The following is a 16348-nucleotide window of genomic DNA, read 5'->3' on the forward strand; positions in this document are numbered from 1 at the left end:
CGGTCGAGGGAAGGGGACGGAGTGATTTAAAGCCTGAAGGGGTGGGGCTGCCTACTGTCAGATCTGACAGGTTTGGAGGGGTTTCCGATGAGTGGTAGCGAGATCTGCAGCCAGGGGGGAGGGTGATACAGACAGGGCGCGAAGGGGGTATTTCACGGTCTTTGCAGGGTCTTCTGCCGCAGTATGTAAACCGTCACCAGCACCGCACTGGTCAGCATGAAACCCCTTGCCCAGGGCTGCGCTACCAGGTAGCAGGAGAGCAGGATGCTCGCCCACATCAGGCCGATGGCGTAGACCTTGCTCTTGAGCGGGATGCCGTTACCGTCGAGGTAATCGCGAATCCAGGGGCCAAGCCGTGGATGCTCGACCAGCCATTGATAAAAGCGCGGCGAACTGCGGGCGAAGCAGGCGGCCGCCAGTAGCAGGAAAGGGGTGGTGGGCAATACCGGCAGGAAAATCCCGATCACCCCCAGCGCCACGCTCAGCCAGCCGATGGCCAGCAGCCCGTAGCGCAACATCAGGGGGCGGTTGCCTATGGGGTTGTCCATAGGCCGGATCTTAGTGGTGACGGGGCTTGAGGATCGCCGGTTTTTCGTCTGGTGCGTTGCACAGCAGGTACAGCGCGGTCAGGGCTTCCGGGATCTGCACGATCATGTCGTCCATCAGGTTGGCATCTTTGGCGATGTCTTCGAACTCCGGCTGCTCGTCGAACAGGCCCGAGCCGACCATGATCGGCAGCAGCATTTCGCTGACTTCTTCTTCGGCGCTTTCGAACCAGGCCGCTTCGCGCAGGAATACGCCTTCCATGAAACCGATGCACCAGCCGCGCAGTTCGGAGTCGTCCGGGTCGTCGCCCAGGTCGAGGTCGCACGGCAGCTCGAACTCTTCGTCGGAGGCCAGTTGGCGGGCGATGTGGGCCTTGAGGCCGATCAGCGTGGCTTCGATCTCTTCGCGCTGGGCTTCGCCGCTGTAATGCGGCTCTTCGGCGAAGAGGGCGTCGATCCACTCACGATCAGGAACGACTTCGGAACAGATCGACAGCGCGGTGAGGTAGCCGTGGGCGGCCACGTAGTCCAGCGCCTCGTCATGCAGTTCATCGGCGTCGAGGAAGACTTGCAGGCGGGTTAGTTGCTCAGCGAAGGACATTAAAGGGCTACCTTGGGGAATGTTCGATGCGGGAATTCTAGGCCTTCTTGAGCGCTTGGGCCAGCCGCACCGCATATTTGCACCGTATTCCCTGTAGGAGCGAGCCTGCTCGCGATAGCGGTGGTTCAGGCGAAATCAATGTTGACTGTGATGGCCTCATCGCGAGCAGGCTCGCTCCCACAGTGTTCCCACAGTTTTTTTGCACATCAGGTTTGCCGGTGTCTTATCAGCGGTGCCCTTTGCCGGACGGGGCTCGGGTATACTCGCGCGTTTTGTGATGCCCTGCTGGCGTCACGGCTGAAATGTAAAGCGTCATGCAATGCGCACTTACGATTTGTCGGTGCGGCGTTGCGGGTTCTGAGCCAGCCTTGCAGGGATGTTTCGGTGATTTTTGGAGTTTCTATGCTCGAACAGGCTCAACGCGTCCTCAAGGACATCTTCGGCTACGACAGTTTCCGTGGCCGCCAGGGTGCAATCATTGAGCGCGTGGCCAGCGGCGGCGATGCCCTGGTCCTGATGCCTACCGGCGGCGGCAAGTCCCTGTGCTTCCAGGTGCCGGCGCTGTTGCGCGAAGGCCTGGCCGTGGTGGTCTCGCCGCTGATCGCACTGATGGATGATCAGGTCGCCACCCTCGAAGAGCTGGGCGTGGCGGCGGCGGCATTGAACTCCACCCTCAGTGCCGAGCAGCAGCGCGACCTCGCCGCGCGCATCCGCCGCGGTGAAGTGAAGATGCTCTACCTGGCGCCGGAACGTCTGGTCCAGCCGCGCATGCTGTCCTTCCTGCAGGGGCTGGACATCGCCCTGTTCGCCATCGACGAAGCCCACTGCGTGTCGCAATGGGGCCACGATTTCCGTCCGGAATACCTGCAGCTGGGGCAGTTGGCGGAAATGTTCCCCGACGTGCCGCGCATCGCCCTGACCGCCACGGCCGACAAGCGCACCCGGGAAGAAATCGTCACCCGACTGCACCTGCAAGACGCCGAGCGCTTCCTGTCGAGCTTCGACCGGCCGAACATCTTTTATCGCATCGTGCCCAAGGAACAACCGCGCAAGCAGTTGCTGGCGTTCCTCGCCGAGCGCCGTAGCGATGCGGGCATCGTGTATTGCCTGTCGCGCAAGAAAGTCGAGGAAGTCGCCGCGTTCCTCAGTGAGCAAGGCTTCCCGGCGTTGCCCTACCACGCCGGCTTGCCCAACGATTTGCGGGCCTACCATCAAAAACGCTTCCTCAATGAGGAAGGCCTGATCATGGTCGCCACCGTGGCGTTTGGCATGGGCATCGACAAGCCCAACGTGCGTTTTGTCGCGCACCTCGATTTGCCGAAATCCCTTGAGGCCTATTACCAGGAAACCGGTCGCGGCGGCCGTGACGGCCTGCCGGCGGATGCCTGGATGGCCTACGGCCTGCAAGACGTGGTGATGCTCAAGCAGATGCTGCAGAACTCCGAGGGCGACGAGCGTCACAAGCGCCTGGAGCAACACAAGCTCGACGCCATGCTCTCGCTCTGTGAAGAAACCCGCTGCCGTCGGCAAACGCTGCTGGCCTACTTCGACGAAGACATGCCCGAGCCCTGCGGCCACTGCGACAACTGCGTCGACGGCGTGCAGACCTGGGATGCCACCGAGCCTGCGCGTCAGGCGCTGTCGGCGATCTATCGCACCGGTCAACGCTATGGCGTCGGGCACCTGGTGGATGTGTTGCTGGGCAAGGACAACGAAAAAGTCCGCAGCTTCGGCCATCAGCACCTGTCGGTGTATGGCGTTGGCAAGACGATGGCGGAGGGCGAATGGCGTTCGTTGTTCCGCCAGCTGGTGGCCCGTGGCCTGGCGGACATCGACCTTGAAGGCTACGGCGGCCTGCGCCTGAGCGACAGTTGCCGGCCGCTGCTCAAGGGTGAAGTGACCCTGGAGTTGCGCCGCGATCTCAAGGCGCAAACCGTGGCGAAAAGCAGCAAGAGCCAGGCGAGCCAACTGGTCCGTGGCGAGGAGCGCGAACAATGGGAAGCCTTGCGCGCCCTGCGTCGCAAACTCGCCGAAGAACATGGCGTGCCGCCGTACGTCATCTTCCCCGACTCGACCTTGCTGGAAATGCTGCGCAGCCAGCCGACCTCGCTGGCGGAAATGGCCAGGGTCAGCGGTGTCGGCGCGCGCAAGCTGGAGCGCTACGGCGAGGCCTTCCTCGAAGTGCTCGGCGGCCAGGTCGAGGCGCCGAAACCGGTGGCCGACGTGCGTCACGAACTGATCACATTGGCGCGGGCCGGGATGACGCCGGTGCAGATCGCCGGTCAGTTGCAGTGCTCGGAAAAGAACGTCTACACCATGCTGGCCGAAGCGATCGGCAAGCAGCAGTTGTCGTTGGAACAGGCGCTGGATCTGCCTGAAGATCTGATGGGTGAAGTGCAGGACGCCTTCCTCGACGGCGAAGGTGAGTTGCCGCCGGTTTCCGAGATCGCCGCGCTGTTCGCGGGCCGGGTGCCGGAAGGGGTGTTGTACTGCGTTCGGGCGGCGTTGCAGTCGGAGTTCGAGATTTGAGACATCCGTAGTGCTGATGTAACGATTCACTACAGATCAAGCCTTGCCTCAAGTCGAGGCTCATGCTTAGCTGACTAATAATTAGCTTTTATTTATTTTAGTCTGATCATGAGTGTTTTATGCCGTTAACCGATCAACACCGCTTTGGCATGCAATTGGCCCAGATGTCCCGTGGCTGGCGTGCCGAACTGGACCGCCGACTGGCGGGCATGGGCTTGTCCCAGGCGCGCTGGCTGGTGCTGCTGCACCTGGCCCGTTTCGAAGAAGCACCGACCCAGCGTGAGCTGGCACAAAGCGTTGGCGTTGAAGGCCCGACCCTGGCCCGTTTGCTCGACAGTCTGGAAAGCCAGGGCCTGGTGCAACGCCAGGCAGTGCTGGAAGACCGTCGGGCGAAGAAAATCGTGCTCTGCGCCCCGGCGCGTCCCCTGATCGAACAAATTGAAACCATTGCCACGCAACTGCGTCACGAACTGTTCGAAGGCGTCGATGAGGCGGATTTGAAGGTGTGCATGCGGGTTCACGGGCTCATCCTGGGCAATCTTGAAAAGTCTTGAGGCATAACCGAACGCCAGGTTTTTGAGATAGCGCATTGGGCAAACTATAAGAACTACTCGGCCATATCGTGTTCGTAACGGATGTACGAACGCGTACGTGTAGTTTCTGTAGATCTCAAGGATGCTCATGCTCAAGTGTTGGCGATTGGTTTTACGCGGTGGTTCTCAGTGGTTGCTGGCCGGGGCCGCTGTCACTTACTCGGCATGGGCGCCTGCGCTGGGCCTGGGTGAAATCACCCTGCATTCGGCGCTGAATCAACCGCTGCGTGCCGACATCGCACTGGTGGATGCCGCTGGCGTGGAGGAAAACCAGCTGTCGGTGAGCCTGGCAACGGCGGACGAATTCAGCCGTGCCGGGGTCGACCGGGCATTTTTCCTCAACAACCTGACGTTCACCCCGGTGCTGCGTGGTAATCGCAGCGTGATCCAGGTGACCTCCGGCAAGCCGGTCAGTGAACCCTTCCTGAATTTCCTCGTGCAGCTCAATCAGCCTAATGGGCGATTGCTGCGTGAGTACACGGTACTCATCGATCCGCCGGGTTCCCCAAGTGTTGTTCCGGCCGCCGATGAACCGGTTTCGAGTTCCTCTGCGTCAGCATTCCCCCGTGTTCAACCGGTCGTGGCACCGTCACCCGTGGCCAAGGCGCTGCCCGAAACGGACGTCGCCGTGGTTGATCCCGCAGTCGAGCAACTGGCCGCCAGCACCCTGCAAAACCATCAGTTGCAAACCACGGTCGATGAGCTCAGCGCGAAGCTTCAAGGCCAGGATGAGCTGATCGCCGACCAGAAAAAACAGTTGGCTGAACTGCAAACACAACTGGCGGAACTCAAAAAGGTAAAGGCGCAACCCATTGCATCCGACGTGGCGGCGCCAGCCCCCGCCATTGCTGAAAACCCCGGGATTGGCTGGTTGCCGATTGCCGGCGTGATGGCGTTGCTGGCGCTGGGCTGGTTTGTTCGCCGTCGACACCAGCAGTATCAGGCCGCAGCTTCAGAGGCGCTGCCGTCGCAGCCTGAACCGTTGGCGGAGCTTTTTACCGAGCCTGTGACGTGGCCCACCGTCAGGCAACCAGTCGTGGTGCCGGCCAACGATGAGCTGGAGTGGGCCGACAGCAGTCGTTCCACCTCGGTCGCTGCTGCCGTGGCGGTGGTTCCGGGTCTGGCGATAACCGGGGAATCCACCACTGACGATGAGTACCGGCTCAACCTGGATGAGCTATCCATGGCGTCGAATTGGGACGTGATCAGCCCAGGCGGGAACCCGCAGCCGGCTGCTCTGGCCGTGATCGAGCCTGGGTTCGAGTTGGAAGCGCAATTCGCTCCGCCGTCTCGACAGCCTCCGGTCGGGCTATCATAGCGGTGTCGTCAAACTCTGGAGTCACGTTCCATCATGGCCGTCAGCAAACCGGAAATCGTCATCACTTATTGCACGCAATGCCAGTGGCTGTTGCGTGCGGCCTGGCTGGCCCAGGAACTGCTCAGCACCTTTGGTGATGATTTGGGCAAAGTCTCCCTGGTGCCGGGCACCGGCGGGGTCTTTCATATCTACTGTGACGCCGTACAGATCTGGGAGCGCAAGGCCGACGGTGGCTTCCCCGAGGCCAAAGTGCTCAAGCAGCGGGTCCGCGACCAGATCGACCCGGACCGCGACCTGGGGCACAACGACCGCACTCAGTGAGACGCGGCCTCGGCTGCAATGGCTGTCTTGCTTGAACCGCTCGCGAACCGGCTGGACACCACAATTGCCACAATGATCAGCACGCCCCCCAGCAACATGCGCAGGGTCGGGTTTTCGTTGAACAGCAGCCACGCGACGGTGATGCCGTAGACCGGCTCCAGGGCAAACACCACGGCGGCGGTGCGTGCCTTGATCACCGCGAGGCTGGCGACGAACAGGCTGTGGGCGACACCGGTGCAGAACACACCAAGCAGGCCGATCCACAGCCAGTCGATGGCACGCACTTCGCTCAATTGAGGCGCCGCCACCGGCAGCAGGCACAGGGCAACCACCACGTTCTGGCACAGCGCCGCCTGTACCGGCGGGACTCGCCCGGAACTGGCACGGTTGGTCAGTGACAGCAAGGCGAACAACAACCCGGAACCCACGGCCCACAGCAGGCCGGTGGTGGCGCCACTGGCCAGGTCAAAATCGGGTGTGACCAACACCAGGCCGACACTCACCAGCAGCACCAGCACAATTTCATTGGCGCGAATGCGCTCGCGGAAGATCAGCCCTTCGAGGATCACGGTAAAGGCCGGGAAACTGGCGAAGCCGAGCGTCGCAATCGCCACGCCTGCGACTTTCACCGCAATGAAGAAGCTCACCCAGTGCCCGGCCAGCAACAAGCCGCTGAGCAGCAGCCGACGCCAGTCCACCGCTTCGAGTTTCTGCCAGCGTGTCTGGCTGGCGAACCGTGCAAAGAACGCCAGTGCGAGCACGGCAAACGCGGCACGGCCGAATACGATAATCGCCGGGGACGCGGCAGCCAGTTTGCCGAATACGCCGGTCAGGCCGAACATCAATGCGCCGATATGCAAGGCGCCAAGGGCGGTACGGGGAGTCATTGCAATCCTTAACGACAAACGAACAGAGGCCTCATTGAAGCGCGTATTGGCTCATCAAGTCTGTCGGCAAACTCGCGTTATTTGTCGCCAGCCTCGCGCCGCAGTTTTCCGGGTGATACCCCGAACTCGCGCAGCACCGCCGCCGCGAAGGCACTCTGGGAGCTGTAGCCGACGCGGCTGGCAACCTCGCCGATGGGCAGCGCCGAGCTACGCAGCAAGCCCGCCGCGATGTGCAGGCGTCGGCTGCGGATGTAATCCATCGGCGTCTGCCCGCATTCGGCCATGAACCGTGCATGCAAACGGGCACTGGAGAGGCCCGCGACCCGGGCCAGGTCGGCCACTTGCAACGGGTACGCCGCGTATTGATCGATGTGTGCATTCAGCGCCGCATAGGGCAGGCGCCGACCGCCGACAGCCTCGGGTCTGGCATTGTTGAGACTGGCCAGCAACAGCACCGCGCCTTGTTGAGCGATCAGCGGATCATCCACCGGACTGTTCGCCAGCCAACTGACCAATTGGCTTTGCCCGGCGTCCAGGGGCAGGCGCCCGGCGTTGTCGAGCAGGCGTCGGCTGGGCTCGGCGTGATCGCCCAACGACTGGGCGACCCATTGTTCGCCGGGGACATCCAGCACCAGGCAGCGGCTGCCATTGGCGCTGCCACAGGCGTGATGCGCTCCGGAGGGGACCACCACGAAGCTCTGCTGGACCACCTGGCTGCCACGGCCGTCGACCTCGAAATCCAGCGCGCCCGAAAGCCCGAACACCAGTTGCGCGTGTTCGTGGCTATGGACGATCAGATCATGGCTGTATTGGCGAAGCGTGAGGATCGGTCTCATCGCGGGTCTCCCGGTTCAGGGCATCAGTCTACACCGAGCGGGCCAACAAGCGCTGTCACAGGACTGACTTGGTGCTGTCATGGACCATTAACCGGCTCGGGGCAGACTTGGCAAAACTTGCCAGAGGGTTGCCCATGACCAGCGCCGAGCTCGCCAAACCCACCCGTAAGCAACGTGTACGGACTTTATGGATTTCCGATGTGCATTTGGGCACCCGGGATTGCCAGGCTGAACACCTGTCGCAGTTTCTCAAGGGCTACCACGCAGACAAGATCTACCTGGTGGGCGACATCATCGACGGCTGGAAACTGCGCGGCGGCATGTACTGGCCGCAAGCGCACACCAACGTCATCCGCCGCCTGCTGACCATGAGCAAGCGTGGCACCGAGGTGATCTATGTCACCGGCAACCACGACGAATTCCTGCGCCGCTATTCGAAACTGATCCTGGGAAACATCCAGTTGGTCGACGAAGCCGTGCACGTCACCGCCGACGGCCGGCATCTGCTGGTGATCCATGGCGACCAGTTCGATGTGATCACCCGTTACCACCGCTGGCTGGCGTTTCTCGGTGACTCGGCCTACGAATTCACCCTGACCCTCAACCGCTGGCTCAATCATTGGCGCGCGCGATATGGCTACGGCTACTGGTCGCTGTCGGCCTACCTCAAGCACAAGGTGAAAACCGCAGTCAGCTTCATCAGCGACTTCGAGGAAGCCATCGCCCATGAATGCGTCAAGCGCGAACTGCACGGGGTGGTGTGCGGGCACATTCACCATGCCGAGATTCGCAAGGTCGGCGAGGTGGACTACCTCAATTGCGGCGACTGGGTGGAATCGTGCACCGCGCTGATCGAGCATTGGGATGGTTCGATCGAGCTGTACCGGTTGGCGGATGCCCAGGCGCGCGAGGCGCAGTTGAAGGCGGCCGGGGTTGCAGAGTTGGCCTGATGATCAATGTGCCTGTGCGGGCCTCATCGCGAGCAGGCTCGCTCCTACAGTTGATTTTTGCTGAATACAGAATCTGCTCGCGCCGCAAAACCCTGTAGGAGCGAGCTTGCTCGCGATGGACCGCGAAGCGGTCCCGCTGGATCTGTCAGGCTGGCGAATGCTCCTGCATCGCCGCCTTGTAGATCGAATTTCTGGGGTGCGCAAACAGGCGCTCCATCATCGGTTCGAAAAAGCTCAATGGCAGCGTGTCGTACGCCGGGTCAAACGCCGCCGCATCGTACCTGGCGCAGAACTCGACGGTCGCCTGGTACTGCGGATGGTCCTGGAATTGCTCGCGCAGATGCCGGTCCATGCCCAGGTGATGGAAGAAGTAGTAGCCCTGGAAAATCCCGTGCTTTTCCACCATCCACAAGTTCTCGGCGCTGACGAACGGCTTGAGGATCGCCGCCGCGATGTCCGGGTGATTGTAGGAGCCCAGGGTGTCGCCGATATCATGGAGCAGGGCGCAGACCACGTACTCTTCATCGCGGCCATCGCGCCAGGCGCGGGTGGCGGTTTGCAGGGAGTGGGTCAGACGATCCACCGGGAAGCCGCCAAAATCACCCTCCAGCAGTTTCAGGTGCGCCACGATCCTTGTCGGCAATTGTCGGGCGTACGCGCTGAAGTCCGCGGCGATGATCGCCCAGTCTTCCTGTGTGCCGTCCTTCATGTGGGTGAAGCGGGCATTGGCATTCATGGGCAACTCTCTTGTGACGGGTGTCAGCTAGAACGGTACGCGCCCCAGGATCATGTCCCGGTACATGACGAAATCGCCGAGCAGGCTATAGATGGGATGTTGGAACGTTGCCGGGCGGTTCTTCTCGAAGAAAAAATGTCCGACCCAGGCAAAGCTGTAGCCTGCCAGCGGCAGGGTCCACAACAGCATCCAGGCTCCGCGACCAATGGTCAGCGTCAGAATCAAGATAACCAGGGTGGTGCCGATAAAGTGTAAACGGCGACAGGTACTGTTGCTGTGCTCACTGAGGTAGTAAGGATAGAACTCAGCGAAGCTGTTGAATCGTTTGACGTTTTCCACGACTGCGATCTCTGTGGTTATTGTTCTTGCTGCAAGTTGTTCTGCGGCTAGCCTATTTGAGTCTAGAGTGATCAAAGGCATCAGCCAGTGACAATAGGCGCCACTTTAGTATCCTTCGGTCAATAGCCGTAGCATTCGGCCACCATGTAAGAAAACGCCATGAGCGAACGAACGACTTCTGCAAGCTGGGCGATGGGGATTGTCAAAGCGCTGGAGATGGACGGCCTGGATTGCCGGGTTCTGTTCAAGCAGCTGGGACTCGACTACGCGGCACTGGATGATCTCGACGCACGCTTCACGCAAGACTCCATGACACGGCTGTGGCAGCGCGCGGTCGAGCTGTCCGGCAACCCGGCCATCGGCCTGAACATGGGCAAGGTGGTGCGACCGGCGCAGTTTCATGTGGCCGGTTACGCCTTGATGTCCAGCCGGACCCTGGCCGAAGGCTTTCAGCGTCTGGTGCGTTATCAGCGGATCATCGCCGAAAGTGCCGACCTGAGCTTCCAACTACTGGAAGAAGGTTACGCGCTGATTCTGACGGTGCATGGCGATCATCTGCCGCCGACCCGGCAAAGCGCCGAAGCTTCGCTGGCCTGTGCCCTGGGGCTGTGCGGCTGGTTGACCGGGCGTACGTTGCAACCACGCAAAGTGTTGTTGCAAGGCGCCGAGCCGGCCAACCTGGAACCCTATAAACAAGCCTTCCATGCACCGCTGGTGTTCAACGCGCCTTTCGATGCGCTGATTTTCGAACGCGCCGATATGGAAGCGCCGCTGCCGACGGCCAACGAAGCCATGGCGTTGCTGCATGACCGCTTTGCCGGCGAGTACCTGGCGCGTTTTTCCGAAAGCCGCGTGACCCACAAGGCGCGGCAGGTGTTGTGTCGCCTGCTACCCCAAGGCGAACCCAAGCGCGACACCGTGGCGCAGACGCTGCATCTGTCCCAGCGCACCTTGCAACGGCGTTTGCAGGAAGAAGGCACGAGTTTTCAGGCACTGCTGGACGATACCCGGCGCGAACTGGCCGAGCAGTATTTGGCGCAACCGACCATGACCTTGCTGGAAATTGCCTACTTGCTGGGGTTTGCCGACCCGAGCAACTTTTTCCGTGCTTTCCGCCGCTGGTTCGATGCCACACCCGGCGAGTACCGGATGCGGCTGATGCAATCAGCTGAAGCGATCAATGACGCCAAAATGCCGGAATACAAAGCACAAACACCGTAATGATCTCCAGTCGGCCCAGCAGCATGCCGAACGAGAGAATCCACTTGGCGGCATCCGGCAGGGTGGCGAAGTTGCCCGCCGGGCCGATGGTTTCGCCGAGCCCCGGGCCTACACCGGACACGGTACTGGCCGCGCCGGTGAGGGCGGTCATCCAGTCCACGCCGAGCAGCGACAGCAGCAGTGCAATCACGCAGATGGTGATTGCGAAGAAAAATGAAAAGGTCAGGATCGACCGCACGATTTCTTCGTCGAGGCGGTGACCGTTGTACTTCTGCTTGATCACCGCCCGCGGGTGAATCAGCTGGTTAAGGTTGGCCTTGAGCAGGATATAGGCCACCTGGAAGCGGAAAATCTTGATACCGCCCGCGGTCGAGCCGGAGCAACCGCCGACAAACCCCAGGTAGAAGAACAGCATCAGCGAGAAATTGCCCCACAGGCTGTAGTCCCCCAGTGCAAAACCGGTGGTGGTCACTACCGACGTCACGTTCAGCGCCACATGCCGCAACGCCTCCAGCCAATGCAGCTGGGTCGTCCACCAATACCAGGTGCCGAGCACCAGCCAGGTCACCAGCAGCATGCCGAGCAGGCCTTGAACCTGTTCGTCCTTGATCAGCGCCCGACGGTTACCACGCAACATGGCGACATACAGGGTGAACGGCAGGGCACCGAGAATCATGATGACGATCGCGACCCAGTGCACCGCCGGTTGCGGCCACTTGGCCAAAGACTGGTCGGAGGTGGAGAAACCGCCGGTGGAAATCGCCGACATCGCATGGTTGATGGCGTCGAACAGGCTCATCCCGGCCCACCAGAACGCCAGGCTGCCGACAATGGTAATGCCGACGTAGGCCGCCACAATCAAACGCGCCACCATGTGCGAGCGGGGCATGACCTTTTCCGAGCGGTCCGACGATTCGGTCTGGAACAGGCGCATGCCACCGATGCGCAACAGCGGCAGGATCGCCACCGCCATACCGATAAAACCGATGCCGCCGATCCAGTGCAGCAACGAGCGCCACATCAGGATGCCGGGGGACATGGTGTCCAGGCCATTGAGTACGGTTGCGCCAGTGGCGGTGATGCCGGACATGCTTTCGAAAAATGAATCGGTGTAGCTGATGTGCTGGGTCAGCAGGAACGGTAGCGCGGCGAAGATGCACACCACCAGCCAACTGCTGACGGTCAGCAGGTACATGTCCCGGGGGCGCAGGTGAATGTGTTCGGGGCGCCCCGGAATCACCAGCGCCAGACCGGCGACAAAGGTGATCATGCTCGCCCAGAGGAACGACGGCAGATCGCTGGTGCGCTCGAAAATGACCAGCGTGGCCATGGGCACGACCATGGAGATCGCCAGCGTGATCAGGAAGATGCCGATGATGAAACCAATGATCCGTAAGGTCGGCAACGCCATGAGGTCCGCTCGGCTGATAGTGGAAAGGGCGCCATTCTACCTGCGGGGCAGGGCATGTAAACCGGCACTGTCGCGGCAGTTACCGCTAGAATAGCCGCACAAATTTTTCAGGAGGTGGCCGATGCAGGCTCTCGACGCTTTGCTCAACCGTGTTTCCGTTCCACGACTGATTGACCCTGCACCCACTGCCGAGCAGCGCGAGGTGCTGTTTGGCGCTGCCATGCGCGCTCCGGATCACGGTCACTTGCAGCCTTGGCGTTTCCTGACGGTGGAAGGCGCGGCGCGTGAGCAGATGGGCGAATTGCTGGCCGAAGCGGCGAAGTTGCAAGACAGCGAAGTCGGCGAAGCGGCCCTCGACAAGGCGCGCAATGGTCCGTTGCGGGCCCCCTTGGTGGTGGTCGTGATTGCTCGCGTGCAGGATCACGCCAAATATCCGAAGTCCGAGCAGTTGCTGGCGGCGGGTTGTGCGGCACACGGGATATTGCTCGCGGCCTATGCCCAGGGCATTGGTGCGGTGTGGCGTACCGGTGACCTGGCTTACTCGGCCCATGTGGCCAAGGGCTTGGGTTTGGCTGAGGGGGAAGAGGTGATTGCCTTCCTGTATCTGGGCACGCCGCAGAAAGAGCCGCGAGTGGCCGAGAAAGTCGATCTCGCAGAATTCGTCAGCGCCTGGCCGGGTAGACCGTAAACCCTGTAGGAGCGAGCTTGCTCGCGAAGGCGTCGGTCCATCCAGTATTGAGTTGGCTGGCACACCGCTTTCGCGAGCAGGCTCGCTCCTACAGTAGATCCGGGTGGTTCTGAGCCGGCTCAGGGCTGTACGACAGCCCCCGGCACCAACGGCAACTCCAGGCTGGCAATGAACCCGCCTTCCGGGTGATTGGCCAGCACCAGGCTGCCGCCATGTCGCTCCGCCGCGCGGCGGGCGATGGCCAGGCCCAGGCCGTGTCCGGCTGCTGTCTGCCCCGGTGCCCGATAGAACGGCTCACCGAGCTGGTTCAAATATTCGGCACTGACCCCAGGCCCGTGATCGCGCACGGTCACGACGATCCGCTCACCCTGACGCAGCGCCTGCATTTCGATCGGCAGGCCACCCACCGGATTGAAACGCTGGGCGTTGCGCAGCAAATTGTCCACGGCCCGTTCAATCATGGTCGGCCAGCCCTTCAGATTCAGCTGCGACTCGGCTTCGAGGTGGACCAGTTGCTCGGGTGAACCGAGTTGCGCATCCTTTTGCAGGCTATTGAGCAAGGCGTTCAGGTCCACCTCTTCGGCACTGGCGTTATCGGAGTCGACCCGCGCCAATACCAGGATTTCGCTGATCAGTGCTTCCAGTCGGTCGCACTCGCGGGTCAGGCGCGGCCACAGCTGTTCCCGTTCCGGCGGGGTGGCCCGTTCGGCCAGTGCCAGCGCGATACGCAGGCGGGCGAGGGGCGAACGCAGTTCGTGGGACACATCCCGCAGCAGTTGTCGCTGACTGCCAATCAGGCTTTGCAGGCGCGCGCCCATGCGGTTGAAGTCGTTGGCCAGGACGCCGAACTCATCGCGACGGTTGGCCAGTTTGACCAGGCTGTTCTGTTGATAGGTGGTTTGTCCAAGGTCATGCACCGCTCCGCGCAGACGGCTGAGCGGGCGAGTGATGGAATAGGTCACCAGCAGGCTGAACAGTGTCAGCACCACCAGGGCGATTCCCAGGGCACTGAGCGGCCAAAGCAGGCTCTCGCGGTGCCAGGCGTTCAGTTCCGGATGCGGGATGCGGTAGATGAACAGGTAGGTGTCACCGGTTTTTTCGCTGGTGAACTCATCGGTCAGACGCCGCCATGGCAGGCGCCGGTCATCCTTGTTCTGGCGCGCCTCAAAGGCCGCCGCACGTTTGGGGAAGGTGCCGCGCACCACCGGATCGCCGCTTTCGTTAAGCACCTGAACGTCGATGTGATACTGGCGTTTGCGTTGCTGGAGAATGTCCTGGGCGGCGTCTTCGCCCTGGCTTTCGTAGGTTTGCGTCCACTCTTCGGCCAGTGTGTTGAGGCCCGGGTGGCGGCTGAGAATCCAGGCGTCCTGGTTGAGCATGTGCCCGAGCAGGATGGAAAGCCCTGCAACCAGAGCGATGGCCAGCCAGAAGCTGGCCAGGATACGCCAGAACAATGAACGCACGGAAAATCCTCAAACGATCACAAATCCATGTGGGAGCGAGCCTGCTCGCGATAGCGTCGGCACATTCAACATCGATGTGACTGACAGAACGCCATCGCGAGCAGGCTCGCTCCCACAGTGAGTAGTGTGGTGCCAGACCCAGCGGTGAAAAACCGTTGGGTCCGGGGTCAGCGCATTATTGCGCCTTTTGCGGTTGTTGCGCTTTCCAGGCCTTGAACTCCGCCCACTCGGCGCGACGTTCAGCCTGTTTTTTCTGGATCTCGTCGAATTTCTTCTGTTGATCCGGTTTCAGCACTGCGCGCACGTCAGCTTCGGCTTTCTTGTGGTTGGCCGCCATCTCGTCTTTCATGGCTTTCTGGTCGGCTGGCGAGAGCTTCTCCAGGTACTTGTCTACCAGTTGCTTACGCTCGTGCATCTGCTCGCCCATGATCTTGCGGATCTGCTCGCGCTGTTCGCGACTCAGGTCCAGTTCACTGTACGGGCCTTTGCCGTGCATGCCGTGCATCTGACCGCCGTGGCGCGAACCGTCCATCGACCCATCCATGGGGCCCGCGCCTTCAGGCATGGCCATGGCAACGGTCGGCAGGGCGGCAGCGAACATCAGAGCGATAAGAGTCTTGCGCATGGTGTATCTCCTTGTCTCGTTCCCGGTACGTTCCGGATGAGTACAGATTACGCAGATCAAGGTCAGCGGCGGTCAGCGGAGGGTAAAGCTTTGGTAAACATGATTTTCGGCTGACCTGACAAAGCGGCAGCTCCTACGGGGTTCAGAGGCTGTAGTAATAGCCGCGGCTGCGCAGTGCGACGATGCGGGGTCGGCCATCGGGGTGTGGGCCGATCTTCTTGCGCAGGTTGCTGACGTGCATGTCCAGGCTGCGGTCGTACAGGGTCAGCTTGCGGCCGAGGGCGATCTGCGCCAGCTCCTGTTTGTCCAGGGGCTGGCCGGGTTGCTTGAGCAAGGCTTCGAGCAGGCGGCTTTCGGAGACGGTGAGGGTGAATTCCTGTTCATCGATGCTGACCACGCCGCGCACCGGGCTGAAACACAGGTCGCCCAGTTCGATCTGGCTGGACACCGCCGCCGGGTGGCTGCGACGCAGGACTGCGCGCAGGCGGGCGGTCAGTTCCCGTGGGTCGCAGGGCTTGGCCAGGTAATCGTCGGCGCCGAGTTCCAGGCCGAGGATGCGGTCGAGGGGTTCGCCCCGGACCGAGAGCATCAGCACCGGCAAATCCGGGTGGTCACTGCGCAATTGCTTGAGCAGTTCCAGGCCGCTGCCGTCGGGCAACATCACATCCAGCACCACGGCCGCCGGGGCGGTTTCGGCCAGCGCGCGGCGTGCGCTCTGGCCGTCGTGACAGGCACGTACCTGAAACCCTTCCTGGCTCAGCCAACTGCTCAGGAGCTCACACAGCTCCTGGTCATCATCAATAAGTAACAGCTCGCTCATGACTCACTCAATTTAGCCATTGTCGACGTTTTCGACTTGCTCCACTGGCGAAGATACCGCAGAGCAGAGCCAATAGCGCTACCCCGGCGCCAATGACGAACCATTGTTGCTGGTCGGTCAGCAGGCGCGGCAGGGGACTGCTGGCCTGGGCTTCCTTGAGTTGCAGCTTCAATCGCTGGTTCTCCTGGCGCAACCGGGCCAGTAGCGGGCTTTCGCGTTCGCCATCGGCCGTTTGCAATTGCTTGTTCAATTCTTCCCGTTGCCGTTCGCTTTCTTTCAAGCGTTGCTGCAGCTCGGTGATCTGGCCGCCGGCGCTCAAGGAAAGCGGCGTCGAGTTGCCGCCTTCGGCGGATTCTTCACCGTGGGCGGGCGCCCCAATCGACAACGTGACCAACATCAGGCACAACGGACCCTTGCGCATGGCGACTCCTGGTTCCAATACGAGTATTGGTGAAGTTGTCGGCT

The 16348-nt window shown here is 61.5% G+C and carries 18 protein-coding genes; 7 read left to right on the forward strand and 11 right to left on the reverse strand.

Features of this window, described 5'->3' with window-relative positions; all coding sequences use genetic code 11:
* Positions 1-152: 152 nt before the first annotated feature.
* Both AC3ITA_RS07435 and AC3ITA_RS07440 read right to left on the reverse strand, forming a co-directional pair.
* Positions 153-548, reverse strand: coding sequence for a YbaN family protein (locus tag AC3ITA_RS07435; protein WP_095945493.1), 396 nt, complete (start codon positions 546-548; stop codon positions 153-155).
* 10 nt (positions 549-558) lie between these two features.
* Positions 559-1146 carry a UPF0149 family protein gene (locus AC3ITA_RS07440; RefSeq protein ID WP_008051200.1) on the reverse strand — a complete coding sequence of 196 codons (588 nt, stop codon included), beginning with the start codon at positions 1144-1146 and terminating at the stop codon, positions 559-561.
* Positions 1147-1548: 402 nt separating this feature from the next.
* On the opposite strand from AC3ITA_RS07440, the gene recQ reads away from it, so the two are divergent.
* From recQ to AC3ITA_RS07460, 4 genes are all read left to right on the forward strand, one after another.
* A complete protein-coding gene (gene recQ, locus AC3ITA_RS07445) occupies positions 1549-3675 on the forward strand; it encodes a DNA helicase RecQ (RefSeq protein WP_095945492.1) in 2127 nt (708 codons plus the stop codon).
* Between the two features lie 119 nt (positions 3676-3794).
* Entirely contained in the window at positions 3795-4229 is a 435-nt protein-coding gene (locus tag AC3ITA_RS07450; RefSeq protein ID WP_489279903.1) for a MarR family transcriptional regulator, read from the forward strand.
* Between the two features lie 127 nt (positions 4230-4356).
* Positions 4357-5586: a type IV pilus assembly protein FimV gene (locus AC3ITA_RS07455; RefSeq protein ID WP_489279904.1), complete on the forward strand. Its 1230-nt coding sequence runs from the start codon at positions 4357-4359 to the stop codon at positions 5584-5586.
* Between the two features lie 33 nt (positions 5587-5619).
* Positions 5620-5907 (forward strand): Rdx family protein, encoded by a 288-nt coding sequence (locus AC3ITA_RS07460; RefSeq protein ID WP_095945490.1) that lies wholly within the window; start codon positions 5620-5622, stop codon positions 5905-5907.
* On the opposite strand, the gene AC3ITA_RS07465 is transcribed toward AC3ITA_RS07460, so the two are convergent.
* Together AC3ITA_RS07465 and AC3ITA_RS07470 are read right to left on the reverse strand one after the other, a co-directional pair.
* Complete coding sequence (locus AC3ITA_RS07465; RefSeq protein WP_095945489.1) at positions 5901-6794, reverse strand: DMT family transporter; 894 nt, start codon at positions 6792-6794, stop codon at positions 5901-5903. The genes AC3ITA_RS07460 and AC3ITA_RS07465 overlap by 7 nt on opposite strands.
* A 77-nt stretch (positions 6795-6871) precedes the next feature.
* A complete protein-coding gene (locus AC3ITA_RS07470; RefSeq protein WP_489279906.1) occupies positions 6872-7630 on the reverse strand; it encodes a helix-turn-helix transcriptional regulator in 759 nt (252 codons plus the stop codon).
* 134 nt (positions 7631-7764) lie between these two features.
* Here AC3ITA_RS07470 and AC3ITA_RS07475 point away from each other — a divergent pair, with 134 nt between their 5' ends.
* The gene (locus AC3ITA_RS07475; RefSeq protein ID WP_095945487.1) at positions 7765-8580 is read left to right on the forward strand and encodes a UDP-2,3-diacylglucosamine diphosphatase; all 816 of its coding nucleotides are present in this window, start codon (positions 7765-7767) and stop codon (positions 8578-8580) included.
* Between the two features lie 145 nt (positions 8581-8725).
* On the opposite strand, the gene AC3ITA_RS07480 is transcribed toward AC3ITA_RS07475, so the two are convergent.
* Together AC3ITA_RS07480 and AC3ITA_RS07485 are read right to left on the reverse strand one after the other, a co-directional pair.
* Complete coding sequence (locus AC3ITA_RS07480) at positions 8726-9316, reverse strand: HD domain-containing protein (RefSeq protein WP_150673501.1); 591 nt, start codon at positions 9314-9316, stop codon at positions 8726-8728.
* Positions 9317-9343: 27 nt separating this feature from the next.
* Positions 9344-9655: an Mpo1-like protein gene (locus AC3ITA_RS07485; protein ID WP_095945485.1), complete on the reverse strand. Its 312-nt coding sequence runs from the start codon at positions 9653-9655 to the stop codon at positions 9344-9346.
* A 159-nt stretch (positions 9656-9814) separates the two neighbouring features.
* On the opposite strand from AC3ITA_RS07485, the gene AC3ITA_RS07490 reads away from it, so the two are divergent.
* On the forward strand, positions 9815-10876 hold the full coding sequence (locus tag AC3ITA_RS07490) for an AraC family transcriptional regulator (RefSeq protein ID WP_095945484.1): 1062 nt from the start codon (positions 9815-9817) through the stop codon (positions 10874-10876).
* Here AC3ITA_RS07490 and AC3ITA_RS07495 read toward each other — a convergent pair.
* Positions 10833-12287, reverse strand: coding sequence for a TrkH family potassium uptake protein (locus AC3ITA_RS07495; RefSeq protein WP_095945483.1), 1455 nt, complete (start codon positions 12285-12287; stop codon positions 10833-10835). The two genes, AC3ITA_RS07490 and AC3ITA_RS07495, sit on opposite strands and share 44 nt — an antisense overlap.
* 121 nt (positions 12288-12408) lie before the next feature.
* Between AC3ITA_RS07495 and AC3ITA_RS07500 the strand changes: the two genes are divergently transcribed.
* The gene (locus AC3ITA_RS07500; RefSeq protein ID WP_095945482.1) at positions 12409-12975 is read left to right on the forward strand and encodes an NAD(P)H nitroreductase; all 567 of its coding nucleotides are present in this window, start codon (positions 12409-12411) and stop codon (positions 12973-12975) included.
* Between the two features lie 119 nt (positions 12976-13094).
* On the opposite strand, the gene AC3ITA_RS07505 is transcribed toward AC3ITA_RS07500, so the two are convergent.
* The 4 genes from AC3ITA_RS07505 to AC3ITA_RS07520 all read right to left on the reverse strand — a co-directional run bounded on the left by AC3ITA_RS07505 (position 13095) and on the right by AC3ITA_RS07520 (position 16304).
* On the reverse strand, positions 13095-14438 hold the full coding sequence (locus AC3ITA_RS07505) for a sensor histidine kinase (protein ID WP_095945481.1): 1344 nt from the start codon (positions 14436-14438) through the stop codon (positions 13095-13097).
* Between the two features lie 175 nt (positions 14439-14613).
* Positions 14614-15063 (reverse strand): Spy/CpxP family protein refolding chaperone, encoded by a 450-nt coding sequence (locus tag AC3ITA_RS07510; RefSeq protein ID WP_095945480.1) that lies wholly within the window; start codon positions 15061-15063, stop codon positions 14614-14616.
* Positions 15064-15205: 142 nt separating this feature from the next.
* Positions 15206-15883: a response regulator transcription factor gene (locus AC3ITA_RS07515; RefSeq protein ID WP_489279909.1), complete on the reverse strand. Its 678-nt coding sequence runs from the start codon at positions 15881-15883 to the stop codon at positions 15206-15208.
* A 7-nt stretch (positions 15884-15890) separates the two neighbouring features.
* Entirely contained in the window at positions 15891-16304 is a 414-nt protein-coding gene (locus AC3ITA_RS07520) for an SH3 domain-containing protein (RefSeq protein ID WP_095945478.1), read from the reverse strand.
* Positions 16305-16348: the final 44 nt, after the last annotated feature.

The organism is Pseudomonas sp. GL_090 (assembly GCF_057837765.1).

Bases quoted from the DNA above. Each gene is read 5' to 3' on its own strand.
- AC3ITA_RS07510 (WP_095945480.1), bottom strand. From the start codon at position 15,063: ATGCGCAAGACTCTTATCGCTCTGATGTTCGCTGCCGCCCTGCCGACC.
- AC3ITA_RS07470 (WP_489279906.1), bottom strand. From the start codon at position 7,630: ATGAGACCGATCCTCACGCTTCGCCAATACAGCCATGATCTGATCGTC.
- AC3ITA_RS07520 (WP_095945478.1), bottom strand. From the start codon at position 16,304: ATGCGCAAGGGTCCGTTGTGCCTGATGTTGGTCACGTTGTCGATTGGG.
- AC3ITA_RS07490 (WP_095945484.1), top strand. From the start codon at position 9,815: ATGAGCGAACGAACGACTTCTGCAAGCTGGGCGATGGGGATTGTCAAA.
- AC3ITA_RS07440 (WP_008051200.1), bottom strand. From the start codon at position 1,146: ATGTCCTTCGCTGAGCAACTAACCCGCCTGCAAGTCTTCCTCGACGCC.
- AC3ITA_RS07460 (WP_095945490.1), top strand. From the start codon at position 5,620: ATGGCCGTCAGCAAACCGGAAATCGTCATCACTTATTGCACGCAATGC.
- AC3ITA_RS07450 (WP_489279903.1), top strand. From the start codon at position 3,795: ATGCCGTTAACCGATCAACACCGCTTTGGCATGCAATTGGCCCAGATG.
- AC3ITA_RS07435 (WP_095945493.1), bottom strand. From the start codon at position 548: ATGGACAACCCCATAGGCAACCGCCCCCTGATGTTGCGCTACGGGCTG.
- AC3ITA_RS07455 (WP_489279904.1), top strand. From the start codon at position 4,357: ATGCTCAAGTGTTGGCGATTGGTTTTACGCGGTGGTTCTCAGTGGTTG.
- AC3ITA_RS07500 (WP_095945482.1), top strand. From the start codon at position 12,409: ATGCAGGCTCTCGACGCTTTGCTCAACCGTGTTTCCGTTCCACGACTG.
- AC3ITA_RS07495 (WP_095945483.1), bottom strand. From the start codon at position 12,287: ATGGCGTTGCCGACCTTACGGATCATTGGTTTCATCATCGGCATCTTC.
- AC3ITA_RS07465 (WP_095945489.1), bottom strand. From the start codon at position 6,794: ATGACTCCCCGTACCGCCCTTGGCGCCTTGCATATCGGCGCATTGATG.
- AC3ITA_RS07480 (WP_150673501.1), bottom strand. From the start codon at position 9,316: ATGAATGCCAATGCCCGCTTCACCCACATGAAGGACGGCACACAGGAA.
- AC3ITA_RS07515 (WP_489279909.1), bottom strand. From the start codon at position 15,883: ATGAGCGAGCTGTTACTTATTGATGATGACCAGGAGCTGTGTGAGCTC.
- recQ (WP_095945492.1), top strand. From the start codon at position 1,549: ATGCTCGAACAGGCTCAACGCGTCCTCAAGGACATCTTCGGCTACGAC.
- AC3ITA_RS07475 (WP_095945487.1), top strand. From the start codon at position 7,765: ATGACCAGCGCCGAGCTCGCCAAACCCACCCGTAAGCAACGTGTACGG.